Below are 22152 nucleotides of genomic sequence, written 5' to 3' on the forward strand. Positions count from 1 at the left end.
TCATTTTTATATGATCCTTTCCTTAAATTTCTGTTTTTCGCAAAACCAACAGGTTCAGATTATGGATGTTGGAGACGGTTGGGCCAAGAATACGGTCAATACAGCTGTTTTTCGAAAAAACTCTCTCGTCAGTGATGCGAAGTTTCAATACATAGCCTATTACAACGAGAAGGGAAAAGTTGTATTGGGAAAAAGAAAGCTGAACAAGAAGAGCTGGCAGCTACAGGTTACTGAATATTCGGGCAGAGCTCAGGATGCACATAATATTATCAGTATCATGATTGATGGAGAGGGATATTTACACGTTTGTTGGGATCATCATAATGGTCAGTTACGATATGCTAGGACGAAACAGCCACATACGTTAGATTTAGGACCTGAGCAGTCTATGATCGGGAAAGATGAACAGTATGTGACCTACCCTGAATTTTTCAAAATGCCTGATGGTTCATTATTATTTCTTTATCGTGATGGCGGTTCTGGATCAGGAAATCTTGTTATGAACAGTTATGATCCCACTAATAAAAAATGGACTAGACTGCATCGTAATTTAATCGATGGAGAAGGGAAACGAAATGCTTATTGGCAGGCTTATGTTGATACCCAAGGAACGATACATTTGTCGTGGGTTTGGCGAGAGAGTCCTGATGTAGCCAGTAATCATGATATGGCATATGCTTGTTCAAAGGATGGAGGGCTCACTTGGGAGTCTACTGCTGGAGTTCAATATACATTACCCATAAAAGAATCAACCGCGGAATACGCGGTGCGTATTCCTCAAAATAGTGAATTGATCAATCAGACATCGATGGCTGCAGATGATGATGGTCATCCATTTATTGCAACTTATTGGCGCGCAGAAGGTTCTACTATTCCTCAATATAAGCTTATTTATTATAGGAAAGGTGCTTGGCAAGTCCGTTCTTTTGATTTTAGAAAAATGTCTTTCAGTTTGAGTGGACATGGAACAAAAGAAATACCTATAGCGAGACCCCAATTAATGGTCAAAGGGAAAGGAGACAAAGTTGCTGTCATGCTCTTGTTCCGAGATAAGGAAAGATTAAGTCGAGCTTCTGTATTGAACTTAAATAAGTTGACGGATGATGATTATCAACTATTTGATTTGAATGACGAATCATTAGGAGCATGGGAACCCAGTTATGATACAGAAATGTGGCGAAACAAGAGGAGATTATCGCTGTTTGTTCAAGCTACTGATCAAAAGGATGGTGAAGGACTTTTGGAGTCTGGTCCAAGCAAGGTTAGGGTTATTGAATGGACGCCCACTCTCAAGTCAATACAAAATATAATCAAACATTAATTATGAAAAAATACCTCTTTAGGATGATATCCTGCTTCATACTCATTTTATCTTATCCCACGGATATGCTTGGACAAGGGACAAGAGATACTGTTTTTAATGTTAGAAATCCAGATCTGAATCTCAGTCCCTATACCGGTATGAACCGTCAACATTGGTTAGATGCAGCCGAATATCTTTTAAAGGGTGCCTTTAGTTATGTCAGTAATCTGGATAGCCCAATGGAGTTTCCTAAACAACCGGGACGAAGTTATCCTAGAGACGGCGTTCATACGGAAACAGAACGGTTGGAGGGACTTTGTAGGACCTTGTTTATTGCTTTGCCTTTGATGAAGGAAAATCCAGATTATGAAATTGGAGGTATAAAGATTGCCGATTATTATCGGCATCAGATTACGCAGTTAGTGAATCCACATTCGACGAGTTTCATACCACCCTTACCCAAAAAAGGAGGGCCAAGTCAAAAGCTTGTTGAATTCGGCGGTTTGGCAGTATCTCTAATGGCTGCTCCCGAAATTTTATGGGACCCGTTATCACAGGAGAAAAAGGATACTTTAGCGCATACACTCTTAAGTTATGGCAACGGACCTACTATTGATATGAATTGGCGTTTTTTTAATGTCATGATTTTAAGCTTTTTTAAGAGTAAAGGTTACCCAATACGTGAAGATTATTTAAAAGAATTGCTGGAGAAGTGTTTATCTGATTATAGGGGGGATGGTTGGTATAATGACCAGCCCTATTATGATTATTATAGTATGTGGGGGTATCAGATGTACGGAACTTTATGGGCTACCTATTATGGCGATCAGATGTATCCAGATTATGCGAAGAAGTTCAGGACTCATTTAAGAGAAATGGTTGGTCATTATCCTTATATGTTCAGCAAGGACGGGGAAATGATTATGTGGGGGAGAAGTATTGCCTATCGAATGGGAGCTGCTGTTCCCTTTCCATTGATGGGTTTTCTTGAGGATCAAAGCATCAATTATGGATGGATGCGAAGAATTGCATCAGGAACACTGCTACAATTTCTGAAACAGCCTGATTTTTTATCTGAAGGTATTCCTACACTTGGTTTTTATGGAGCATTTGAACCTGCTGTGCAAGAGTATAGCTGCAGAGGAAGTGCTTTTTGGTTGGGTAAAATATTTTTAGGATTGCTCATTCCGGATGATAATGTATTTTGGACAGCAAATGAAAATTTAGGTGCTTGGGAAAGTGAGATACCAAAAGTGAAGGTCTTAAACTCATTTGCTCCTGATGCCGAAATATTGATTACTGATTATGCAGAAATTGGCGCTTCAGAGATTAGGGCTTGGTGTGATAGTAAGACAGTGGGTTATTATCAGGGAACTGAAAATTATAATAAGCTGGCTTATAATAGCGCATTTCCTTGGCAGGCAGATGGAAAGAATGGTGAAGTATCGATGAACTATATGTTTCAAATCGATGGGACAAAATGGGAGTCACTTCGCCGCTATAAATTCAAAGGCTATCAGAATGGAATTTATTATAGGGATGCCGTATTAGCTTCGGATTCGACGATCAGATTGCAACTTGCAGATGTGATACTTCCTAATGGAATCTTGCGTGTGGATCAGGTGCATAGTCAAAAAACTGCTGCGCTGCGTTTGGGACACTATGCTTTGCCTCAATATGAGGGTAGGGCAATTGTTGAGCATCAAATTAAATATAAAAAATGGACAGCAACGATCATCGACAATGGACAGTATCAGTTGGCTATTATTCCACTTGAGAACTGGGGAAATGTTGAAATCGTAAGTGCTCAAGGTTTAAATCCAGTTACTGCTAACAGTAAAGTCTTGAATGTAATTGGAAATACCAGTGCAGATCAAAAGCGTTTTTTCGCGACGTTGATGTTATGGAAAAAATCGGGTGAGCAGTGGAAAAATGAAGAATTGTTCCCTGTAAAAAAATGGGACCTAAACATGGATCAAGTAAAAATCAGTTGGAAAAATGGTCGTTATCAAACCGTGAATTTGACAGCCAAAGATTAACTCTGATATTACCTGAATTGTGAAACTTAAATGCAAGCGTGCATGCTGATGAGTAAGAACTAGCAGATACCGCAACAAAATTTTAAAAACCATTTTATGTAATAGGTAGCGAAGGCACCCTTTACCTAAAATGGTTTTTACTTTTTATTGATTTTTAGTGAATAATCGCCTTCCCTGAATAGATTTTGAACCTTATTGAATCGATTTCAAACCGTTTATAAGCGAATCCGCTATAATTTTGACCTAACAAGGAATTTGAAAATAGCACAGCAGCATGTTTCTTTTCCTAAACAATGGAACTGTATCGAGCGATCTTCTGAGTTTGATAAGTGCCAATTATAAACAAAAATATAAACAATACGATGATGGGATCAAGTTGAAATCAACCTGTAGGGGGATTATAGGATAATGGTATGATCCTATAATAAATTGAATAAAATAGTAATTCTAATCTAAAAACCAATTGTAAATTATGTTAACCCACTATTGCAATAAATACGCAAAAAATACATTGTTATTAAATAGTTTATTTTTAATAGCGATGACTACTTATGGTCAAGGAACTTCCATAAAAGGAACTATTCGAGACGCTTCTACAGGAAGAAATATAAGTAATGTCACTGTTAAAGTAAAAGGAAGTTCTGCAAGTACACAATCAAATGCGGGCGGTAGTTTTACCATTCAGGCAAATATCGGAAATACCTTAATTATTTCTTCAGTAGGATATCAGGAAAAGGAAGTGATCGTGCCTCAGGGGGGGATTGTCGATGTTACGCTTATCCCATCTGAAAATGTACTCGACGAATTAGTTGTAGTCGGATATGGAACACAAAAGAGATCGGATGTTACGGGTTCTGTGGCATCAGTGCCAAAGGATCGATTGTCAAAAATTCCGGTTACGAATGTGATGCAGGCCATCCAAGGAGCCGTATCCAATGTGACTGTTTCGCAAGCATCCTCTATACCTGGAGATGCTCCAAATGTTCAAGTTCGAGGTAAGAACTCGATCAATGCATCTTCAGAACCGTATATTGTCGTTGATGGAATTCCGCTATCGCGCACGGATGGATCAGTTAACGATATTAATCCCAATGATATTGAGTCGGTCGAGATCTTAAAAGATCCATCAGCTGTTGCGATTTATGGTGTGAATGGTTCTAATGGTGTTATTTTGATCACCACAAAGCGCGGTACATCCGGAACCCCGCGTATTCGTTACAGTGGTTATGGCGGTGTAGAAAATGTTGCCCATATTCTTAAGCCCGTTTCGGGAGAAGAGCTGTTAAAACGCTATGCTGAATATGCCCGCATTAATAATAGTCCGTTATATAATGGTGGTCCGGTTCGCAATCAGTATGAGTTTGATAATTACACCAATGGTGTGACCACCGATTGGTTGGATGCGGTGATGCAGACCGGTGTGATCCAGAATCACAATGTCAGCTTATCAGGTGGAAGTGAGAATGCCAAATACTATGTTTCTGGAGATTATTTGGATCAAAAAGGCGTTTTATTAGGATATAACTATAAACGGTATTCATTTAGAACGAATACAGATTTTAAACCAACTAAATATTTATCGGTAGGTACATCATCTTATATCATAGCGCATAATAGAGATGGTGGACGTGCGAGTCTTCTACAGGCCGCGGCAATGAGCCCCTATGCCAAGATGTATAACGATGATGGCACGTTAACACAGCATCCCATGTATTCGGAACAGCTCTGGACCAATCCACTTTTACCAACGACATTAAATCCAGAGCGTCGTCAATTTAATATCACCCTCAACGGTTATGCAGATCTTAATTTTGGGGAGCTTTACAAACCGCTGGCTGGTCTGAAATATAAACTCAATGCAGGATATTCTTATGTCCCTGGTCGTACTAATGAATATGAAGGGGAGAGTGTTTATAATTTTGCCGGGATGGGTCGTATCACCAACAGTGAATCTCAGTCATATACAGTAGAGAATATATTAACCTATAACAAGGATTTTGGTAAGCATCATCTTGATTTCACAGGATTATATGCCTCCAAAAGTAAATATTGGCAACAGGCTATTGCTACAGGAGAGGTATTCCCTAACGATGCCTTGGAATGGGGTAATCTAGGTGCTGCCGCCACACAGAAAGTGTCTTCTCAAGCCGACTTGTACCGCTCTATTTCCCAAATGGGTAGATTAAACTACTCTTACGATAGCCGTTATTTATTTACAGTAACTGCACGTCGAGATGGGGCCTCTATCTTTGGTAGAAATAATAAATACGGCATGTTTCCATCTGCCGCTGTCGCATGGAATATACATAATGAATCGTTCATGAATAGCACTAAAGATGTGGTGGACAATTTAAAATGGAGAATATCTTACGGTATTTCTGGAAATGAAGCTATTGGAATTTATGAAACGCTTTCGTTAATGGATGCCAGTACTATTGCGATGAAAGGCTTATCCAATACGGCATTGAATATTCGTAAGAGAATGGGAAATGATGATTTGCAATGGGAAAAAACGAAGGGATTCAATACAGGGATTGACTTCGGATTATTTAAAAGCAGAATAAGTGGAAGCATCGATGTGTATAAGACCAATTCTTATGATATACTTTTAAAACAGCGCCTTCCAAGACTTACGGGTTTTGAAGATGTGTATTTTAATATTGGAAAGGTTGCTAATACAGGTATAGACCTGACGCTGAATACCAAAAATATTGTGAAGAATGATTTTACTTGGTCCAGTACGGTTGTATTCTCCCGCAATAAAAATAAGATTGTAGAAGTTTATGGTGATGGAAAAGAAGATCTGGGCAATAGGTGGTTGATCGGACATCCGCTGGGTATCATCTATGATTTTACCAAAGTGGGGATCTGGCAGGAAGAGGAAATAAAAGCGGGAGTTAATAAAGGATGGGATGAACAAGCAGAAGCAGGAAGTGTAAAATTAGCGGATCTAAATGGTGATGGTCTAATTAATGAGGACGACCGATCTGTATTGGGACAAACTGCCCCGAAATGGACCGCTGGACTTACCAATACATTTAGCTATAAAGCATTTTCATTAAATATTTTTATCAATACGGTGCAAGGAGCACTACGCAATAACCCGCAGATCGGTTCGGCTGCAGATGAAATGGGACGTAAAAGTACGCCTGCAGAATTGGGCTATTGGACTCCTGAAAATAAAAGTAACGAATGGCGTTCATTGAGTAATCGTTCCAATACCTATGGGTATGGATTTCCATCAAATGCAAGTTTTACACGGTTGAAAGATGTGACCTTAAGTTACAATATGCCACAAAATACCTTGAATAAATTGGGGATCAATGGGGCTACGGTTTATGTCAGTGGCCGAAACCTATATACATGGACCAATTGGATTGGCTGGGATCCCGAAGCTCGAGATAACACTCGTGGATCTGATAATGCTCATCTAAATTATCCAATGGTTCGCACCTATGTACTTGGAGTTAATTTAACCTTTTAATGAAATCATGAAGCCATCATGAGTAAACGCTCATGATAGCTTCATCACCGATAAAAAACAATATATACTGATGAAAAAATCAATAAATATTCAAAATAAGTTATTACCTGTCTTTGCGATCTTTTTGTTAGGTTCTGCATCTTGTAGTAAGAATTTTCTGGAAGAGAAACCCTATTCTAGTTACGAAGCTGGAAATAGTGATCCATCAACAATAGAAAATAGAGTTTTAGGTTTGCATGCGACTTTTGGTCAATTGTGGGGTTACAGTGGGCGTCAAGGATTTCTGTCGTGTTGGCAGATCGGTACTGATATCGCAAATGCTGGTTCTACGGAAGGTGTGGAAAATGCTTTTTTTCAATATGCCGATCTCAATCCAGAAAATGGTGGAGTAAGCTACTTATGGCAACGCTGTTACGAGTTTATTAACAATGCAAATAGCATTATCGAAGCTGTAGGAGATACTAATCCAAAGGCAGCAGCAGAGGCAAGATTCTTTAGAGCTTATGCTTATCATATGTTGGTCACGCTATGGGGAGATGTGCCTTTGTTGACTACTTCTATTAAAGTTCCAACGTTCAATTATGTACGAAATTCTACTGTAGAAGTGGACAAAGTGATTGTTGAAGATCTGGAATATGCGGCTAAGGAATTGGCTAATGTTGGACAAGCTGTTGCACCAAGCCGGATCAATAAAGATATGGTAAGACAATTGGCCGCTGAAGTTTATCTTCGAATGGGCATGAGAGATCCTGCTTATTTTGCTAAAGCAGAAGCCATGGCAACAGCCATCATTGAAAGTGGCAGTTATAAATTAATTGACGCCCGATATGGTAAATACTTAAATGAGGGTGGCGATGCTTTTCGAGATATGTTTAGACAGGGCAATATGCGCCGTGCTCAAGGAAATACCGAAGCCATATGGACTTTTGAAGTTGAATTTAATCGCGAAGTGAATGGTGGAACCATCGATAATCCGCAGCATCGTCGTGTATGGCAACCTTCCTACCACAAGTGGGATGGAATGTTAAATGCTGATTCTTTAGGTGGAAGGGGGAATGGACGTTTGAGATTAAGCAATTTTATGAAGTATACAGTCTGGAAAGGACTTCAAGGTGATATTCGGAATAGCAATTATAATATCCGAAGGACTACGAATTATAATCGACCTAATATGACCGTCAACAATGTTGTAGTAACACCATGGAGTACAGAAATCGGTCTGGATGCCGATGGTTATCGTGTTGCTAAAGGTGCAGGGGTTAGAAATGTGACGATAAAAACTGGTGATAAAGTGATTCCTTTTCGTACAGACAGTCTGGAAGTATGGTATCCTTTCCCAACTAAATGGGGTGGTTATGATCCGATAGATGATTTTGGCTATGCATTGGTCAAAGATTGGCCAGTCATGCGGTTTGGAGAAACGTATCTATTAAGGGCAGAGGCACGTCTGAGACAAAATAACCTAGGTGGTGCGGCTGATGATATCAATAAGTTGAGAGACCGTTCTTTTAAAGAAGCTCGTAGTCAATCTGGAAATACAGCTCTAGGAAGGGTTCTAGCATCAAACATGACTATTGATTTTATTCTTGATGAACGTGCACGTGAATTGATCTCGGAAGAAAATCGTAGGATGACCTTAGTGAGAACGAATAAACTTAAAGAACGTATTGGATTAAATCGTGATCAAGGACCTGCTAATAAAATCATCAGTGGTTTCCAAGATTATAATGCTTTACTTCCTATTCCTTTGAGTGAAATTCAATTAAATAATAAAGAGGGAGAGGGACTTAAACAAAATTTAGGTTATAAATAATCTGTTTTATGTTATTGTCATAATTGTAAAAAGGTCAATTTTCAGCATATTGAAAATTGGCCTTTTTTGTTAGGTACGGCTTGATGCTTTTAGCGCTGATTTTGGTGCAGCTGCACATAACAGTGCATAACAGTTTACGTGCAGAAATCTTTTAATTTAGTTGATGTCAAATACCTAAAATATATCATATGAATGCTGTTTTCGGAGTATTATTCCATTTCATTGGCGGGTTTGCGTCAGGAAGTTTTTATGTGCCCTATAAGAAAGTAAAGGGATGGTCTTGGGAATCTATGTGGATCTTGGGAGGGCTATTTTCTTGGATTATCGTACCCCCTATAGCTGCCTGGTTAACCATTCCTGATTTTGTAAATATCATCCGATTAGCCAGTTATTCCACCTTGAGTTACACGTTTATATTTGGTCTTTTGTGGGGCATAGGCGGATTAACCTATGGTTTAGGGGTTCGGTACTTGGGTGTTTCTTTGGGTAGTAGTATTATTCTTGGTCTAAGTATGGTGTTTGGATCATTGATGCCGAGTATCTATTATTTCTTTAACGAAACGGCAGGCAAACATGGTATTGATTATTTTTTCATTAATCAGTCTGGTATCTGCATTTTAATAGGCTTATTGATTTGTGTTATTGGTGTTTGTTTATGTGGTCAAGCTGGTATATCAAAGGAAAAAGACCTCACGTCACTTTCCACGGAAACTAAATCTGATTATAATTTTGGTTTAGGCATTGTGGTCGCTATTATTTCAGGCGTGCTTAGTGCTTGTTTTAATTTCGGAATCGAGTCTGGTAAACCCTTGGCCGATGTAGCCAATGAAATATGGAAAACAAATCATCCTAACCATGGAGAGTTTCTTTATCAAAATAATGTTACTTATATCATTATTCTTTGGGGTGGTTTTACGACAAATTTTATCTGGTGTGTCTATCTGTTGTTTAAAAATAATACCTTTTCAGATTATACCAAAGCCGATGCTCCGAAAGGTAAGAATTTATTGTTGTGCGCGTTAGCAGGTACGACTTGGTACTTGCAATTTTTCTTTTATGGAATGGGTGAGAGTCGCTTGGGTAATGGTGCCAGTTCCTGGATTCTTCATATGGCATTTATTATTTTGATTTCAAATGCTTGGGGGGTGGTATTGAAAGAATGGAAGGGAGTGAATAAGAAAACATATCGATCCATAATAGCTGGAATAGTGACAATTATTATTTCAATCTGTGTCGTCGGATTTGCAAGAACTTTAGAAAATTAATTTAATATATATAGCAGTGAAAACGTACAAACATGTCAATTACTTGTGGGACGATCAAAAAGCGAAATCATTGGAAGGCGATGAAGTTGCTTTATTATTATATCGTTCAAATATTTTAGGCGCAGATCTAAGAATTACCAATTATGGAGGAGGTAATACTTCTTGTAAAGTCTGGGAGAAAGATCCACTCACAGATGAAGATGTTGAAGTGATGTGGATAAAAGGATCTGGAGGCGATATTGGTACCTTAAAAAAATCAGGGCTTGCAGCATTATATCTGCAGCGTTTACGTCATCTAGCAAATGTTTATAGAGGGATCGATTATGAAGATGAAATGGTGGAATTATTCAATCACTGTATTTTTGATTTAAGTTCTAAGGCTCCTTCGATTGATACGCCATTGCATGGTTTTCTACCTTTCAAACATATTGATCACTTACATCCTGATGCTGCAATCGCAATAGCCGCAGCAGAAGATGGAAAGAAAATTACGGAAGAACTGTTTCATGGTGCCATTGGTTGGGTAGATTGGCAGCGTCCTGGATTTGATTTAGGATTACAATTGCAGGCTTGTCTTCATGCAAATCCAGATATCCGAGGTATTATGTTGGGATCTCACGGTTTATTTACCTGGGGGGATACTGCTTACGATTGCTATATCAATTCATTGGATATTATTGAAACCTGTGCCACATATCTGGAACAGAATTATGGTCAAAGAGGTCCTGTATTTGGCGGACAAAAGATCGAAAGTCTCCAAAAGGAAGACCGGAATGCTCAAGCTTCAAAATTAGCCCCAATACTAAGAGGTTTTTGTTCAAGCGAACGTCATATGATCGGACATTTTACAGACGATGAACGCGTATTGGAGTTCATTAATTCTCATGATCTGGAGCGATTAGCTCCTCTGGGAACAAGTTGTCCCGATCATTTTTTAAGAACTAAAATTCAGCCTTTGGTACTCCACTTGGATAAGTCTGAGAATTTGGATGATGTGGAAGAACTGAAAACAAAATTGGAACCCTTATTTGAAGACTATCGCTTGATGTACGAGGAGTACTATGAAAATTGTAAGCATGATAATAGTCCCCTTATTCGAGATAAAAATCCAGTCATTGTTTTATATCCTGGAGTAGGTCTGTTTTCATTTGCAAAAGATAAACAAACTGCTCGTGTGGCTGCCGAGTTTTATACCAATGCCATCAATGTGATGAAAGGTGCAGAAGCTGTTAGTGCATATACAGCACTGCCAAGGCAAGAGGCTTTTGATATTGAATATTGGTTGTTGGAAGAAGCAAAATTGCAACGTATGCCACGACCTAAGGCCCTTTCAGGTAAAATTGCGCTAGTGACCGGAAGTGGTGGCGGTATTGGTAAAGCTATTGCAAAAAAAATGGCACAAGAAGGAGCTGTTATCGTGTTAAATGATATCAATGCCGAACGACTTGTAGCTTGTGAGCAAGATTTTGTATCGGAATTTGGTAGAGATGCCGTTATTACCACGATCCTCGATGTAACAAACGAAGCGCAGATTAAACAAGCACTTAATGATGCTGCATTAGCATTTGGAGGTGTTGATATCATTGTCAATAACGCAGGATTATCCATTTCTAAAACGATTGAAGATCATACTCAAAAGGACTGGGACTTACTGTATAATGTATTGGTAAAAGGTCAGTTTTTAGTTACTCAAGCAGTTGCTCCAATCTTAAAGGGACAAAATATAGGGGGTGACATTCTTAATATTGTTAGTAAAAATGCGTTGGTCAGTGGTCCTAACAATGCGGCTTATGGCAGTGCTAAAGGAGCACAGTTACATTTAAGCCGTTTGTGTGCTGCGGAATTAGGTCCCTCAAAAATACGCGTAAATGTGGTTAACCCTGATGCGGTTATTTCTGATAGTAATATTTGGGCCGGTGGATGGGCAGAAGGCCGCGCACTAGCATATGGTGTAAGTGTTGAGGAATTGCCAGCTTATTATGCTAAACGTACTTTATTGAACGAGATTATTCTTCCTGAGGATATTGCAAATGCTTGTTTTGTTTATGTGAGCGGTTTGTTAAATAAATCTACAGGAAATGTTCTGAACGTCGATGGCGGGGTTGCAATGGCATTTGTACGCTAATTAAAAGCAATTAGATATCGAGTGGAGGAAATTCACTCGATATTTCTTTAAATTATTAATCATTAACCCATTTAATTATGATACTAAACAAACAGGTCGTAGATCAACATAATAATCAATTACTCGATAAACATAAAAGAAATTTTACTCATCTCTCTTCGGATATTACCCATCTAGACTACATTTTAGAAAAGCTTCAGCAATTTCAAATTGCAATACCTAGCTGGGCTCTTGGTACTGGTGGTACCCGTTTTGGACGATTTTCTGGTGCCGGAGAGCCAGGAAATTTGGAGCAAAAATTAGAAGATGTTGGATTATTGCATGCTTTAAATAAATCCAGCGGAGCGATTTCTTTACATATTCCTTGGGATATCCCTACGGACGCTGATAAAATAAAGCAATTGGCAGGTTCTTTAGGGATCGCATTTGACGCAGTGAATTCGAACACCTTTCAAGATCAACCCCATCAAGCCTACAGCTATAAACATGGTTCATTGCATCATGTCGATCCAAGAGTGCGTAAGCAGGCTGTTGATCATAATATTGAGGTGATTAATTATGGAAAATCCCTTGGATCTAAAGCGTTAACAGTTTGGCTGGCTGATGGATCGTCCTTTCCGGGTCAATTGAATTTTCGTGAAGCATTTCAAAATACGCTTGCTAGCTTACAAGAAATCTATCATCACCTTCCCGAAGATTGGAAATTATTTGTTGAGTATAAAGCATTTGAACCTCATTTTTATTCTACCACAATTGGAGATTGGGGACAATCATTATTGCTGGCCAATAAGCTAGGTCCCAAAGCGTATACCTTGGTTGATCTGGGGCATCACTTGCCGAATGCAAATATTGAGCAGATCGTGTCTTTGTTGTTAATGGAAAAAAAATTGGGTGGTTTTCATTTTAATGATAGTAAATATGCCGATGATGATCTTACGGCAGGAAGTATCAAGCCTTATCAACTCTTTTTGATCTTTAATGAATTAATCGATGGGATGGACCTTCACGGTATGGATCACGCTTCTGGTTTAGGATGGATGATTGATGCTTCACACAATTTAAAAGATCCGTTGATTGATTTATTACAATCTGTAGAAGCCATTAAAATTGCTTATGCACAGGCGCTGTTGGTTGATCGTGAAGCTTTAAAAAAGGCACAGCAAAGCAATGATATTGTCAAGGCCCAAGAACTATTGCAAGATGCTTTCAGAACAGATGTTAGAGCGCTAGTGGCGGAGGCAAGATTGCGAATGGGAGGGGCAATTGATCCTGTCCAGCTTTTTCAAGAAAATGAAATCAGAAGTCAATTAATCGCGGAGAGAGGTGTAAATACTGTGGCAACGGGATTATAAGAGCGAAAACATGAATGATAAGAAAATTCCAGTTGTTGCTATTTTTGATGTTGGTAAAACAAATAAGAAGCTGTTTCTTTTTGATGAGCATTATCACATCGTATTCGAACGTTCGGCTCGGTTTTTAGAAACAACAGATGAAGATGGTGATCCATGTGAGAATCTAGAAAGCCTTCGTTTGTCCGTATTTGATTCTCTTCATGAGGTATTTCGAAAAAATGAATTTGAAATCAAAGCAATAAATTTCACCTCTTATGGAGCTAGTTTTGTTTACATTGATGAGCATGGACGCCCATTGACACCGCTGTACAATTATCTCAAAGAATTTCCAACTGCTATTCAAGAGGATGTATATGCAAAAAATGGTGGCAAAGAATCATTTTCGATGATTACCTCTTCGCCAGCTTTGGGAAGCCTAAATTCAGGCTTCCAACTCTTGCGGTTGAAAAAGGAAAAACCAGCTATATTTAAACAGGTTAAGTTTGCGCTGCACTTGCCGCAATACTTAAGCTTTCTGGTTTCTGGAAAAACATATTCGGATATGACCAGCATTGGCTGTCATACGGGGCTTTGGGATTTTGAGAAAGGTGATTATCACGATTGGGTGAAACAGGAAGGTATACAGCAAAAATTGGCTCCTATTGTACAGGGAAACGAAGTGTTTGATGGCGCATTTCCAGGTAGCCCTTATCGTGTTGGACCTGGTTTACATGATAGTTCATCAGCCTTGATACCTTATTTGTTGAATTTTCATGAACCCTTTATTTTAATCTCTACCGGTACTTGGTGTATTGCTTTCAACCCTTTTAATCATCGTGCTTTAACCGTTGATGAGTTAAAACAGGATTGCTTATTTTATCAATCCTATGCAGGAACTCCTGTGAAGGCATCTCGATTATTTGCGGGTTATGAACATGAGTTGCAGTCGAAACGAATCGCTGATTTCTTTCAGGTTACGACTGCTAAATTTCGTAATCTACAAATTAACTGGTCGATTGTTGATCAATTATCATTGTCGGAAATCGACAGTGATTTAAAGGCTTTTTCAACAATACCATTAGAAAGATTTCAAAATTACGAAGAGGCTTATCATAGTTTAGTCTTGTATTTAATCAAGGCCCAAGTCCAATCAACGAAGCTTATTTTAGACGCCAATCAGGTATCTAGAATATTTGTCGATGGCGGGTTTAGTAAAAATCATATTTATATGAATTTATTAGCAAAGGAATTTTCTGAAGTGGAGGTTTTCGCAGCCTCTATGGCGCAAGCGACGGCATTGGGAGCAGCTCTGGTGATCCATGAGCATTGGAATACTCAATCTATCCCTAATGATATTATTGAGTTACGTTATTTTAGGGCAAATCATTAATCTTCTTGCATATGAAAAAAATATTTCATCGAATTTTAAGCACCCTATTTTTGGCTAATTTTTGTATGACGATATTCACTTGCACGTATGCTCAAGAGCAATATATTTACAGTTTTGGTTCCAAAACAAAAAAGGAGAAAAATGAAATAAATATCAATGATGCGATCCGTTATGATTCGCAGAGCGGTTTTGGATTTGATTTTGGGACAGAAAAAAATATTTTTCTTAAAAATAACTGTTTGATCAGCGACAAGCCTTTTTATTTCTCTTTTAAATTATCAGAAGGTGCATATAAAATAACAGTTCGATATGTTTCTCAAAAAAATAGTTTTACGAGTACCATACGTGCTGAGTCAAGACGCAATTATTTAAATCAGTATGTGGTCCATTCAACCGGAATGCCTGAACAAACATTTGTGGTTCAGGTAAAAGATGCAAAAATTAGTGCAACAGAAACCATAAAATTAAAGGAAAGAGAACGTCATAAATTGGATTGGGATGATAAATTGACGTTAGAGTTTCAGGGGCAAAATTTTATTGAATCTATTCGAGTTGAAAGCGTAAAGGGTATAACGTCTATCTTTTTAGCTGGAAATTCTACTGTTGTGAATCAAGAAGAAGAGCCATGGGCGTCTTGGGGCCAAATGATACCGGCATATTTTGACGATCAAGTCGTTGTGGTCAACCAGGCGGAGTCTGGCCTCTCGCTAGGATCATTTCTTTCTGCTCATCGATTCAATAAAATATTGACAGATGCTCAACCTGGTGATTATCTATTTGTAGAATTTGGGCATAATGATCAAAAAGAAAAAGGCGAACATGCAGGTGCATTTTTATCGTATTCGGATAGGTTGAGACTATTTGTAAGGGAGTTTAGGAAAAAAGGAGGTACTCCTATTATTGTCACTTCTACAGCACGAAGAGCTTTTGATGATGATGGAAATGTGATCAATACTTTAGGTGATTTTCCAGAAGCGGCTCGAATGGTTGCAAATGAATTGAATGTTCCTGTAATTGATCTCAACCTGATGACAACTCAATTCTATCAGGCATTGGGAGTTGAAGGTTCAAAAAAAGCTCTTGTTCATTATGCCGCAGGAACTTTTCCTAATCAACCAGAACCACTAGCTGACAATACTCATTTTAACACTTACGGTGCTCATGAAATAGCATTGATGGTTTTACAAGGTATTGAGAAAAGCAAATTACCACTTGCCAAACATATTCAAAATTTTGATGGGTATGAACCCATTCATCCAAATGATTGGAGGAAATGGAATTGGCCCCCCAGTATGATCACTGGTGCCACAAAACCTGATGGTAATTGAGTGAAGTCAATGTGACGCAATAAAATTCTGAATTAAGGAGGAAAGTTGAAACGGAATCTTGTTTCTAAATATCAATTTTAGGGACAATCAATTATAAAAATATTAAACCTAGAACGATGATTTTAAAAAAAAGGATTTACAGTCTATCTTTTTTGTTGTTACTATTAGGAAGTCATTCCTTTGGACAGCAGGTGGGGAGTATCATCGAATCAAATGATTCAAATACGCCTTTACATTTACTACAGCCGGATTATCCTGTTCGTTATGGTGAAGTGACAACATCGGGTATTAAAAAAACAATAGATCGCGTATATGCTTATTTGAATAATGTCACTCCTGTGATGTTGGAGCATGCGCAAAGCCATAAGCCAATAAAAGATATACATCTGATCGATACGAATAGTATTTTTAAAAAAGGTGACTTTCGATTAATCAGTTATGAGTGGGGAGTGACCTATGGTGCTATGCTTCGTGTCACGGAAACCACTCATGATCAAAAATATGCTGATTATACACATCGTCGATTAGAATTGATTGCAGACGTGCTTCCTCAATTTCGTGCCTTGGAAGAACAATATCCAGGCTACCGCTCGCCTGTACATTCGGTATTGCAACCACATGCTTTGGACGATGCTGGGGCGATGTGCGCAGCTATGATCAAGGCACAGCGATCCAATGCCTTAAAAAAGGATATTAAAGGCATTACTCATCATTACATTGACTATATTTTAAATAAAGAATTTCGCTTGAGCGATGGCACTCTGGCACGAAATAGGCCTCTACCGAATACACTTTGGTTAGATGATCTGTATATGAGTTTGCCTGCTTTGGCACAGATGTCTATGTATAGTGAAGATCCTCAATATATGGATGAAGCGATCCGGCAATTTTGGCTATTTACGGATAAAATGTTTTTGCCAGAGAAGGGCTTATATCGGCATGGCTGGGTGCAGGATATGGATCCGCATCCTGCATTTCATTGGGCCAGAGCCAACGGGTGGGCATTATTGACTATGGTCGAACTTTTGAATGTATTACCAGATAAACATGCCGCTAAGGGTGCATTATTAGCACAGTATAAAAAACATGTGCAGGGTTTGGCATCCCTTCAAGATGGTACAGGTTTTTGGCATCAGTTGCTGGATCGAAATAACTCTTATTTAGAAACATCGGCAACAGCAATTTATGCGTATTGTATAGCTAGGGGCATCAATGCGGGCTGGTTAGATAAAAAAGCTTATGGACCCATGGTTCTTCAAGCCTGGAATGCCGTTGATTCTCAAGTCAATCTTGAAGGCCAAGTTATGGGTACTTGTGTAGGTACAGGTATGGGGTTTGATCCTGCTTTTTATTATTTTAGGCCTGTCAATAAATTTGCGGCTCATGGTTATGGCCCTGTTTTACTTGCTGGTGCTGAAATATATGAATTGATCAATAATAATGAGTACGAGATCAACGATAGTTCGGTACAGTTTTAATTTTTGGATGTAGCGATCAGTTTAAAGTAATAAGCATAAATTGAATGGATGATGATGAAAAAACTATTTCTTTTCCCACTATTGTTGTTACTGGGATTTTGTGTCAAGGGACAATCTTCTGTTTATCTCTTTTCCTATTTTGTAGATAATGGCGCTGATGGATTGCATCTTGCTTACAGTTTGGATGGTCTAAAATGGGAACCCCTACACCATGGTAAATCATTCCTCAAGCCTATGATCGGGAAAGATAAACTAATGCGTGATCCCAGTATTTGTTTAGGTCCAGATGGATATTTTCATCTGGTATGGACAACTGGATGGTGGGATAAGAGTATTGGTTATTCTTCTTCGAAAGATCTTATGCAATGGACAGCACAAAAGTCTATTCCTGTCATGGAGGAAGAGTCTGAAGCAAAAAATGCTTGGGCTCCTGAGGTCTTTTATGACAAAGCTGAACAACAGTACCAGATCATGTGGGCAAGTACGATCCCTGGACGTCATCTGGAAGTGAATACAAGTGCGAGTGAGAAAGGATTAAATCATCGTATGTATAGTGTTACCACACCAGATTTTACTGTTTTTTCTAAAACCAGTTTATTTTTCAATCCAGATTTTAGCGTGATCGATGCGGCTATTTTTCAGAAACATAACAACGAGTATATGATGTTTCTGAAAAATGAAAACTCTAATCCACCAGAAAAAAATATTCGATTTACGGTCAGTAAAAGTTTAAAAAATGGGTTTCCTACGGAAGTTTCTAAACCGATCACCGGTAACTATTGGGCTGAAGGACCCGCTCCTCTTCAAGTAGGTGAATATATTTATGTCTATTTCGATAAATATCGTGACCATCAGTATGGTGCAGTCCGTAGTAAAGATGGTATAGATTGGGAGGATGTTTCGGATCAGGTCAGCTTTCCAAAAGGGACGCGGCATGGTACTGCCTTTAAGGTAGATCGAGCGATATTAGAAAATATATGGAGAGCCAGTGAGTAATTGTACTTCATCAATTTTAGTATTATAGTTTCGATATTAGCTTTTTATAAAAGGAAGAGGTGACATAAAAAAGGTTTTCAGACGGGGAGAATGAAAATCTTTATAAAAAAACCAATTCATTTATTATGATAAAAATTTATGGACTTCTTTGATCATTTTAGTTATGTTGCTATCAAGTATACTAACTTTTATGAGGAAGAAGACTGTAATCGTACACATTAACATGTGCCTGAAATCTTACTTTACAATACTAAAGAAACAAAATGAATGGATTGTCCTGTGCTGTCATGATGTGAAAGTGGTATCCCTATTTTTTAATCCTATCATTCATCATGCTATATAGGCATGATCTGATCTTGATGGGTCATCTTTGCTATCTGATGATTCTTTGGACAGTAGATCAACTGATTTCAATGATTTGATGGACCTAGCAGGTAAGTTCAGGATACTTTTGCATATAAAATTCTATACTTTAGATACTTTCATAAAAAGAATCGACCCATGCTAAATATCCGCATTACAATTTCTATCCTATTTTATTTATTGTTAGCGTCCCTCGTTGAGGGACAGTCTAAAAAACAAATTCAATATCTTTCTGGAACAGATAATACGCATACGGTAGCGTGGGATTTTTGGGTCACAGGTGGCCGAAATGCGGGTAAATGGACTCAGATTGCTGTGCCAAGCCATTGGGAGCAGCAGGGTTTTGGAGCGTACAATTATGGCCGCGACTATGTCACCTATGGTAAAAACTTTCAATTTAATGATGAGAAAGGTTTATACCGTCATCACTTTGAAATACCAGCAAAATGGAAAGGAAAACAAGTGACTATTGTATTTGAGGGATCTATGACCGATACGGAAGTAAAAATTAATGGTCAGTTGGCAGGAGAGGTCCACCAAGGTGCTTTTTATAGATTTAAATATGATATTACGGATAAAATTCGATTTGGAAAGCCCAATTCATTAGAAGTAATGGTATCAAAAATGTCGGATGAAAAAACGGTAAACAACGCGGAGCGTTTAGCTGATTATTGGATTTTGGGCGGTATCTACAGGCCCGTTTATCTGGAAGCAACGCCACAGAAGCATATCAGTTGGACAGCCATAGATGCTCAGGCTGATGGGAGTTTTCGTAGTCATGTATACTTGGAAGGATTGACCCAGACAGAGGAACTATTGCTTGAGATCAAAGATCGTTTGGATAAGACTGTTGCTATTAAAAAGTTTACTGTACAGCCATCAGATTCTGTTAAATTAATTGAACTGTCTGTAGATAAACCTTTGTTATGGACAGCAGAAGCACCTCACTTATATCATGCTGTTTTTACATTGGGAAAAAAGAATGAAGAGGTTTACGAACATCAAGAACGTTTTGGGTTTAGAACAGTAGAGGTTCGGGAAGGCGATGGCATTTTTGTAAATGGTGTGAAAGTCAAAATGAAAGGTGTGAATAGGCATGTTTGGTGGCCTGAAACAGGACGATCAGTGAATCGCGATATCGATTTGAATGATGTCAAGCTAATTAAGGAAATGAATATGAATGCTGTGCGTTGTTCCCATTATCCACCAGACAAATCTTTTTTAGAAATCTGTGATTCTTTAGGTCTTTATGTATTGGACGAGTTAGCTGGTTGGCAGAAAGCGTACCACACTTCTGTAGGAAAAAAGTTGGTTAAAGAAATGGTTACTCGTGATGTGAATCATCCATCGATCATTCTTTGGAGTAATGGGAATGAAGGGGGACATAACAAAGAACTGATCGATGAGTATAAAAAATATGATCTTTCTGGACGTACGGTGATCCATGCGCATCACCGACCTGGAAACGAGATCAATGGTATTGATTGTAATCATTACGAAGATTTCTATTCCACCAAAAAGATTTTAGAGGGACCTCATATTTATATGCCTACCGAATTTTTGCATGCTCAGGACGATGGAGGAGCAGCGGCTGGTCTTGCCGATATTTGGGAGTTGCATTGGAATGCAAAACTTGGTGCAGGAGGTTTTATTTGGGATTTTGCCGATGAAGGTTTAGCGCGAACAGATTTTAATGGACAGATCGATGTCAATAAAGTGAATGCGCCGGATGGTATTCTCGGGCCACATCGTGAAAAAGAAGGTAGTTTCTATGCGATAAAAGAAATTTTTTCACCCGTTCATATTACCTTAAAACAATTACCAACAAATTTTGATGGTGCGATTGAAGTGGAGAATCGCTATCATCATACGAATTTAAAAGACTGTTCTTTTGCGTATAAACTGGTGATTTATCAACGACCTGATGCAGATCGGGCTGGCATGGATGCTATTGCTGGACAGGTGATCAATAGCCCAGCAATAGCCCCTACAAAGAAAGGTGTGCTCCAACTACAGCTTCCTAACGATTGGAACCAGTATGATGCACTCTTATTAACCGCTGTAGATCCGCATGGAGAAGAAATTTATACATGGACATGGAGAATTAAGGATAATAAACGGATCACTGCCGAAATTTTACCCATAAAATCTGCTACTGCTGTAACATTAACGGATGATAGTACCAATTATATCTTGAAAGCAAATGGAATAACGGCTTTCATTGCAAAGAAAACAGGACTTCTTGTAGATCTGGCGAATGATTACAGTATGAAATTGGCATTCAATAACGGACCTATATTAACGGATGGACAATCGCATGTCAAAACAACAAAAATAGGGAAAGACGGCCAAAATCAGATTGTCGAATTTATGTTGGAAGGTAGTTTGAATCTCATTCGTTGGACCATGCATCCAGATGGTTGGCTGAAGCTGGATTACGCCTATCAAATAAATAATCCAACTTCGTACGCTGGTGTTAGTTTCAGTTTTCCTGAGAATTATATCATTAGTGCTAAATGGTTGGGGAATGGTCCTTACCGCGTCTGGAAAAATAGGATGCAGGGGGTAACGTTGAATACTTGGGAAAAAATGTATAACGATGGGCATGCGGGTATCGGACCATGGACATTTCCTGAATTTAAGGGATATTTTTCAGATGTAAGTTGGGTACAATTTAATACAGTGCAAGGTAAATTCTTGGTCGCAACAGAACAGGATAATATGTTTTTACGGTTGTTCGAATTTTATGGGATCTCTGGCCCCAAAGGTTATCCTCAATTGCCTCCAGGAGATATATCTTTTTTAGACGCTATTCCGCCAATAGGAACTAAATTAGCATTGGGAATCAATAATAATGCTGCAGTTAACGGTCCTGCGGGTGAGTTGAATCAACTACATGGACTAACAACCAGAACCTTATATTTTTACTTTGGAATACCTAAAGGAGAAAAGGAAAATACACAGTTCGTGATGCCTAAAATAAATGTGTTAACTGATTAATTGATTATTACCGTTCATACCAACTTATTTTTTATGGATATAGAAAAGGAGCTTTGAAAAAATTGGTATTCAGGATACTACAGGACAGCTCTTGGTGAAAATGTTCATACCTTTAAGATCGTTACTGTTGAGATGATAAGCTTATATGACCTGATTCATAGAGGTAGTACAGGAAACAGAGAAATATACATATGCTGACCAGAATCAGTACAACTATAAACCATCAATAAAAATCTA

The 22152-nt window shown here is 38.5% G+C and carries 12 protein-coding genes; all 12 read left to right on the forward strand.

Going from position 1 to position 22152, the window contains the following annotated elements; all coding sequences use genetic code 11:
* Positions 1-61 precede the first annotated feature (61 nt).
* A complete protein-coding gene (locus C8N37_RS07215) occupies positions 62-1321 on the forward strand; it encodes a BNR repeat-containing protein (protein ID WP_244914359.1) in 1260 nt (419 codons plus the stop codon).
* 2 nt (positions 1322-1323) lie between these two features.
* On the forward strand, positions 1324-3342 hold the full coding sequence (locus tag C8N37_RS07220; protein WP_108158270.1) for a DUF2264 domain-containing protein: 2019 nt from the start codon (positions 1324-1326) through the stop codon (positions 3340-3342).
* Between the two features lie 472 nt (positions 3343-3814).
* On the forward strand, positions 3815-6826 hold the full coding sequence (locus C8N37_RS07225) for a SusC/RagA family TonB-linked outer membrane protein (RefSeq protein ID WP_211322211.1): 3012 nt from the start codon (positions 3815-3817) through the stop codon (positions 6824-6826).
* A 70-nt stretch (positions 6827-6896) separates the two neighbouring features.
* Positions 6897-8639, forward strand: a complete 1743-nt coding sequence (locus C8N37_RS07230) for a RagB/SusD family nutrient uptake outer membrane protein (protein WP_211322212.1) — start codon at positions 6897-6899, stop codon at positions 8637-8639.
* Positions 8640-8827: 188 nt separating this feature from the next.
* On the forward strand, positions 8828-9904 hold the full coding sequence (gene rhaT / locus C8N37_RS07235) for an L-rhamnose/proton symporter RhaT (protein ID WP_108158271.1): 1077 nt from the start codon (positions 8828-8830) through the stop codon (positions 9902-9904).
* A 16-nt stretch (positions 9905-9920) separates the two neighbouring features.
* Positions 9921-12029, forward strand: a complete 2109-nt coding sequence (locus C8N37_RS07240; RefSeq protein WP_108158272.1) for a bifunctional aldolase/short-chain dehydrogenase — start codon at positions 9921-9923, stop codon at positions 12027-12029.
* Positions 12030-12106: 77 nt separating this feature from the next.
* Positions 12107-13381, forward strand: coding sequence for a TIM barrel protein (locus C8N37_RS07245; protein ID WP_045755050.1), 1275 nt, complete (start codon positions 12107-12109; stop codon positions 13379-13381).
* A gap of 10 nt (positions 13382-13391) precedes the next feature.
* Positions 13392-14750, forward strand: coding sequence for an FGGY-family carbohydrate kinase (locus tag C8N37_RS07250; protein ID WP_108158273.1), 1359 nt, complete (start codon positions 13392-13394; stop codon positions 14748-14750).
* A gap of 11 nt (positions 14751-14761) precedes the next feature.
* A complete protein-coding gene (locus C8N37_RS07255) occupies positions 14762-16078 on the forward strand; it encodes a rhamnogalacturonan acetylesterase (protein ID WP_108158274.1) in 1317 nt (438 codons plus the stop codon).
* Between the two features lie 116 nt (positions 16079-16194).
* Positions 16195-17556 carry a glycoside hydrolase family 88/105 protein gene (locus C8N37_RS07260; protein ID WP_108158275.1) on the forward strand — a complete coding sequence of 454 codons (1362 nt, stop codon included), beginning with the start codon at positions 16195-16197 and terminating at the stop codon, positions 17554-17556.
* A 48-nt stretch (positions 17557-17604) separates the two neighbouring features.
* A complete protein-coding gene (locus tag C8N37_RS07265) occupies positions 17605-18552 on the forward strand; it encodes a glycoside hydrolase family 43 protein (protein WP_228115798.1) in 948 nt (315 codons plus the stop codon).
* A 501-nt stretch (positions 18553-19053) separates the two neighbouring features.
* Positions 19054-21915, forward strand: coding sequence for a glycoside hydrolase family 2 protein (locus C8N37_RS07270; RefSeq protein WP_108158276.1), 2862 nt, complete (start codon positions 19054-19056; stop codon positions 21913-21915).
* The last annotated feature ends 237 nt before the right edge of the window (positions 21916-22152 follow it).

The organism is Sphingobacterium faecium, from assembly GCF_003054045.1.
Classification (GTDB): Bacteria; Bacteroidota; Bacteroidia; order Sphingobacteriales; family Sphingobacteriaceae; genus Sphingobacterium; species Sphingobacterium faecium.

Coding starts and splice junctions, on each gene's coding strand:
- C8N37_RS07225 (WP_211322211.1), top strand. CDS start 3,815: ATGTTAACCCACTATTGCAATAAATACGCAAAAAATACATTGTTATTA.
- C8N37_RS07260 (WP_108158275.1), top strand. CDS start 16,195: ATGATTTTAAAAAAAAGGATTTACAGTCTATCTTTTTTGTTGTTACTA.
- rhaT (WP_108158271.1), top strand. CDS start 8,828: ATGAATGCTGTTTTCGGAGTATTATTCCATTTCATTGGCGGGTTTGCG.
- C8N37_RS07270 (WP_108158276.1), top strand. CDS start 19,054: ATGCTAAATATCCGCATTACAATTTCTATCCTATTTTATTTATTGTTA.
- C8N37_RS07245 (WP_045755050.1), top strand. CDS start 12,107: ATGATACTAAACAAACAGGTCGTAGATCAACATAATAATCAATTACTC.
- C8N37_RS07255 (WP_108158274.1), top strand. CDS start 14,762: ATGAAAAAAATATTTCATCGAATTTTAAGCACCCTATTTTTGGCTAAT.
- C8N37_RS07265 (WP_228115798.1), top strand. CDS start 17,605: ATGATGATGAAAAAACTATTTCTTTTCCCACTATTGTTGTTACTGGGA.
- C8N37_RS07250 (WP_108158273.1), top strand. CDS start 13,392: ATGAATGATAAGAAAATTCCAGTTGTTGCTATTTTTGATGTTGGTAAA.
- C8N37_RS07215 (WP_244914359.1), top strand. CDS start 62: ATGGATGTTGGAGACGGTTGGGCCAAGAATACGGTCAATACAGCTGTT.
- C8N37_RS07230 (WP_211322212.1), top strand. CDS start 6,897: ATGAAAAAATCAATAAATATTCAAAATAAGTTATTACCTGTCTTTGCG.
- C8N37_RS07220 (WP_108158270.1), top strand. CDS start 1,324: ATGAAAAAATACCTCTTTAGGATGATATCCTGCTTCATACTCATTTTA.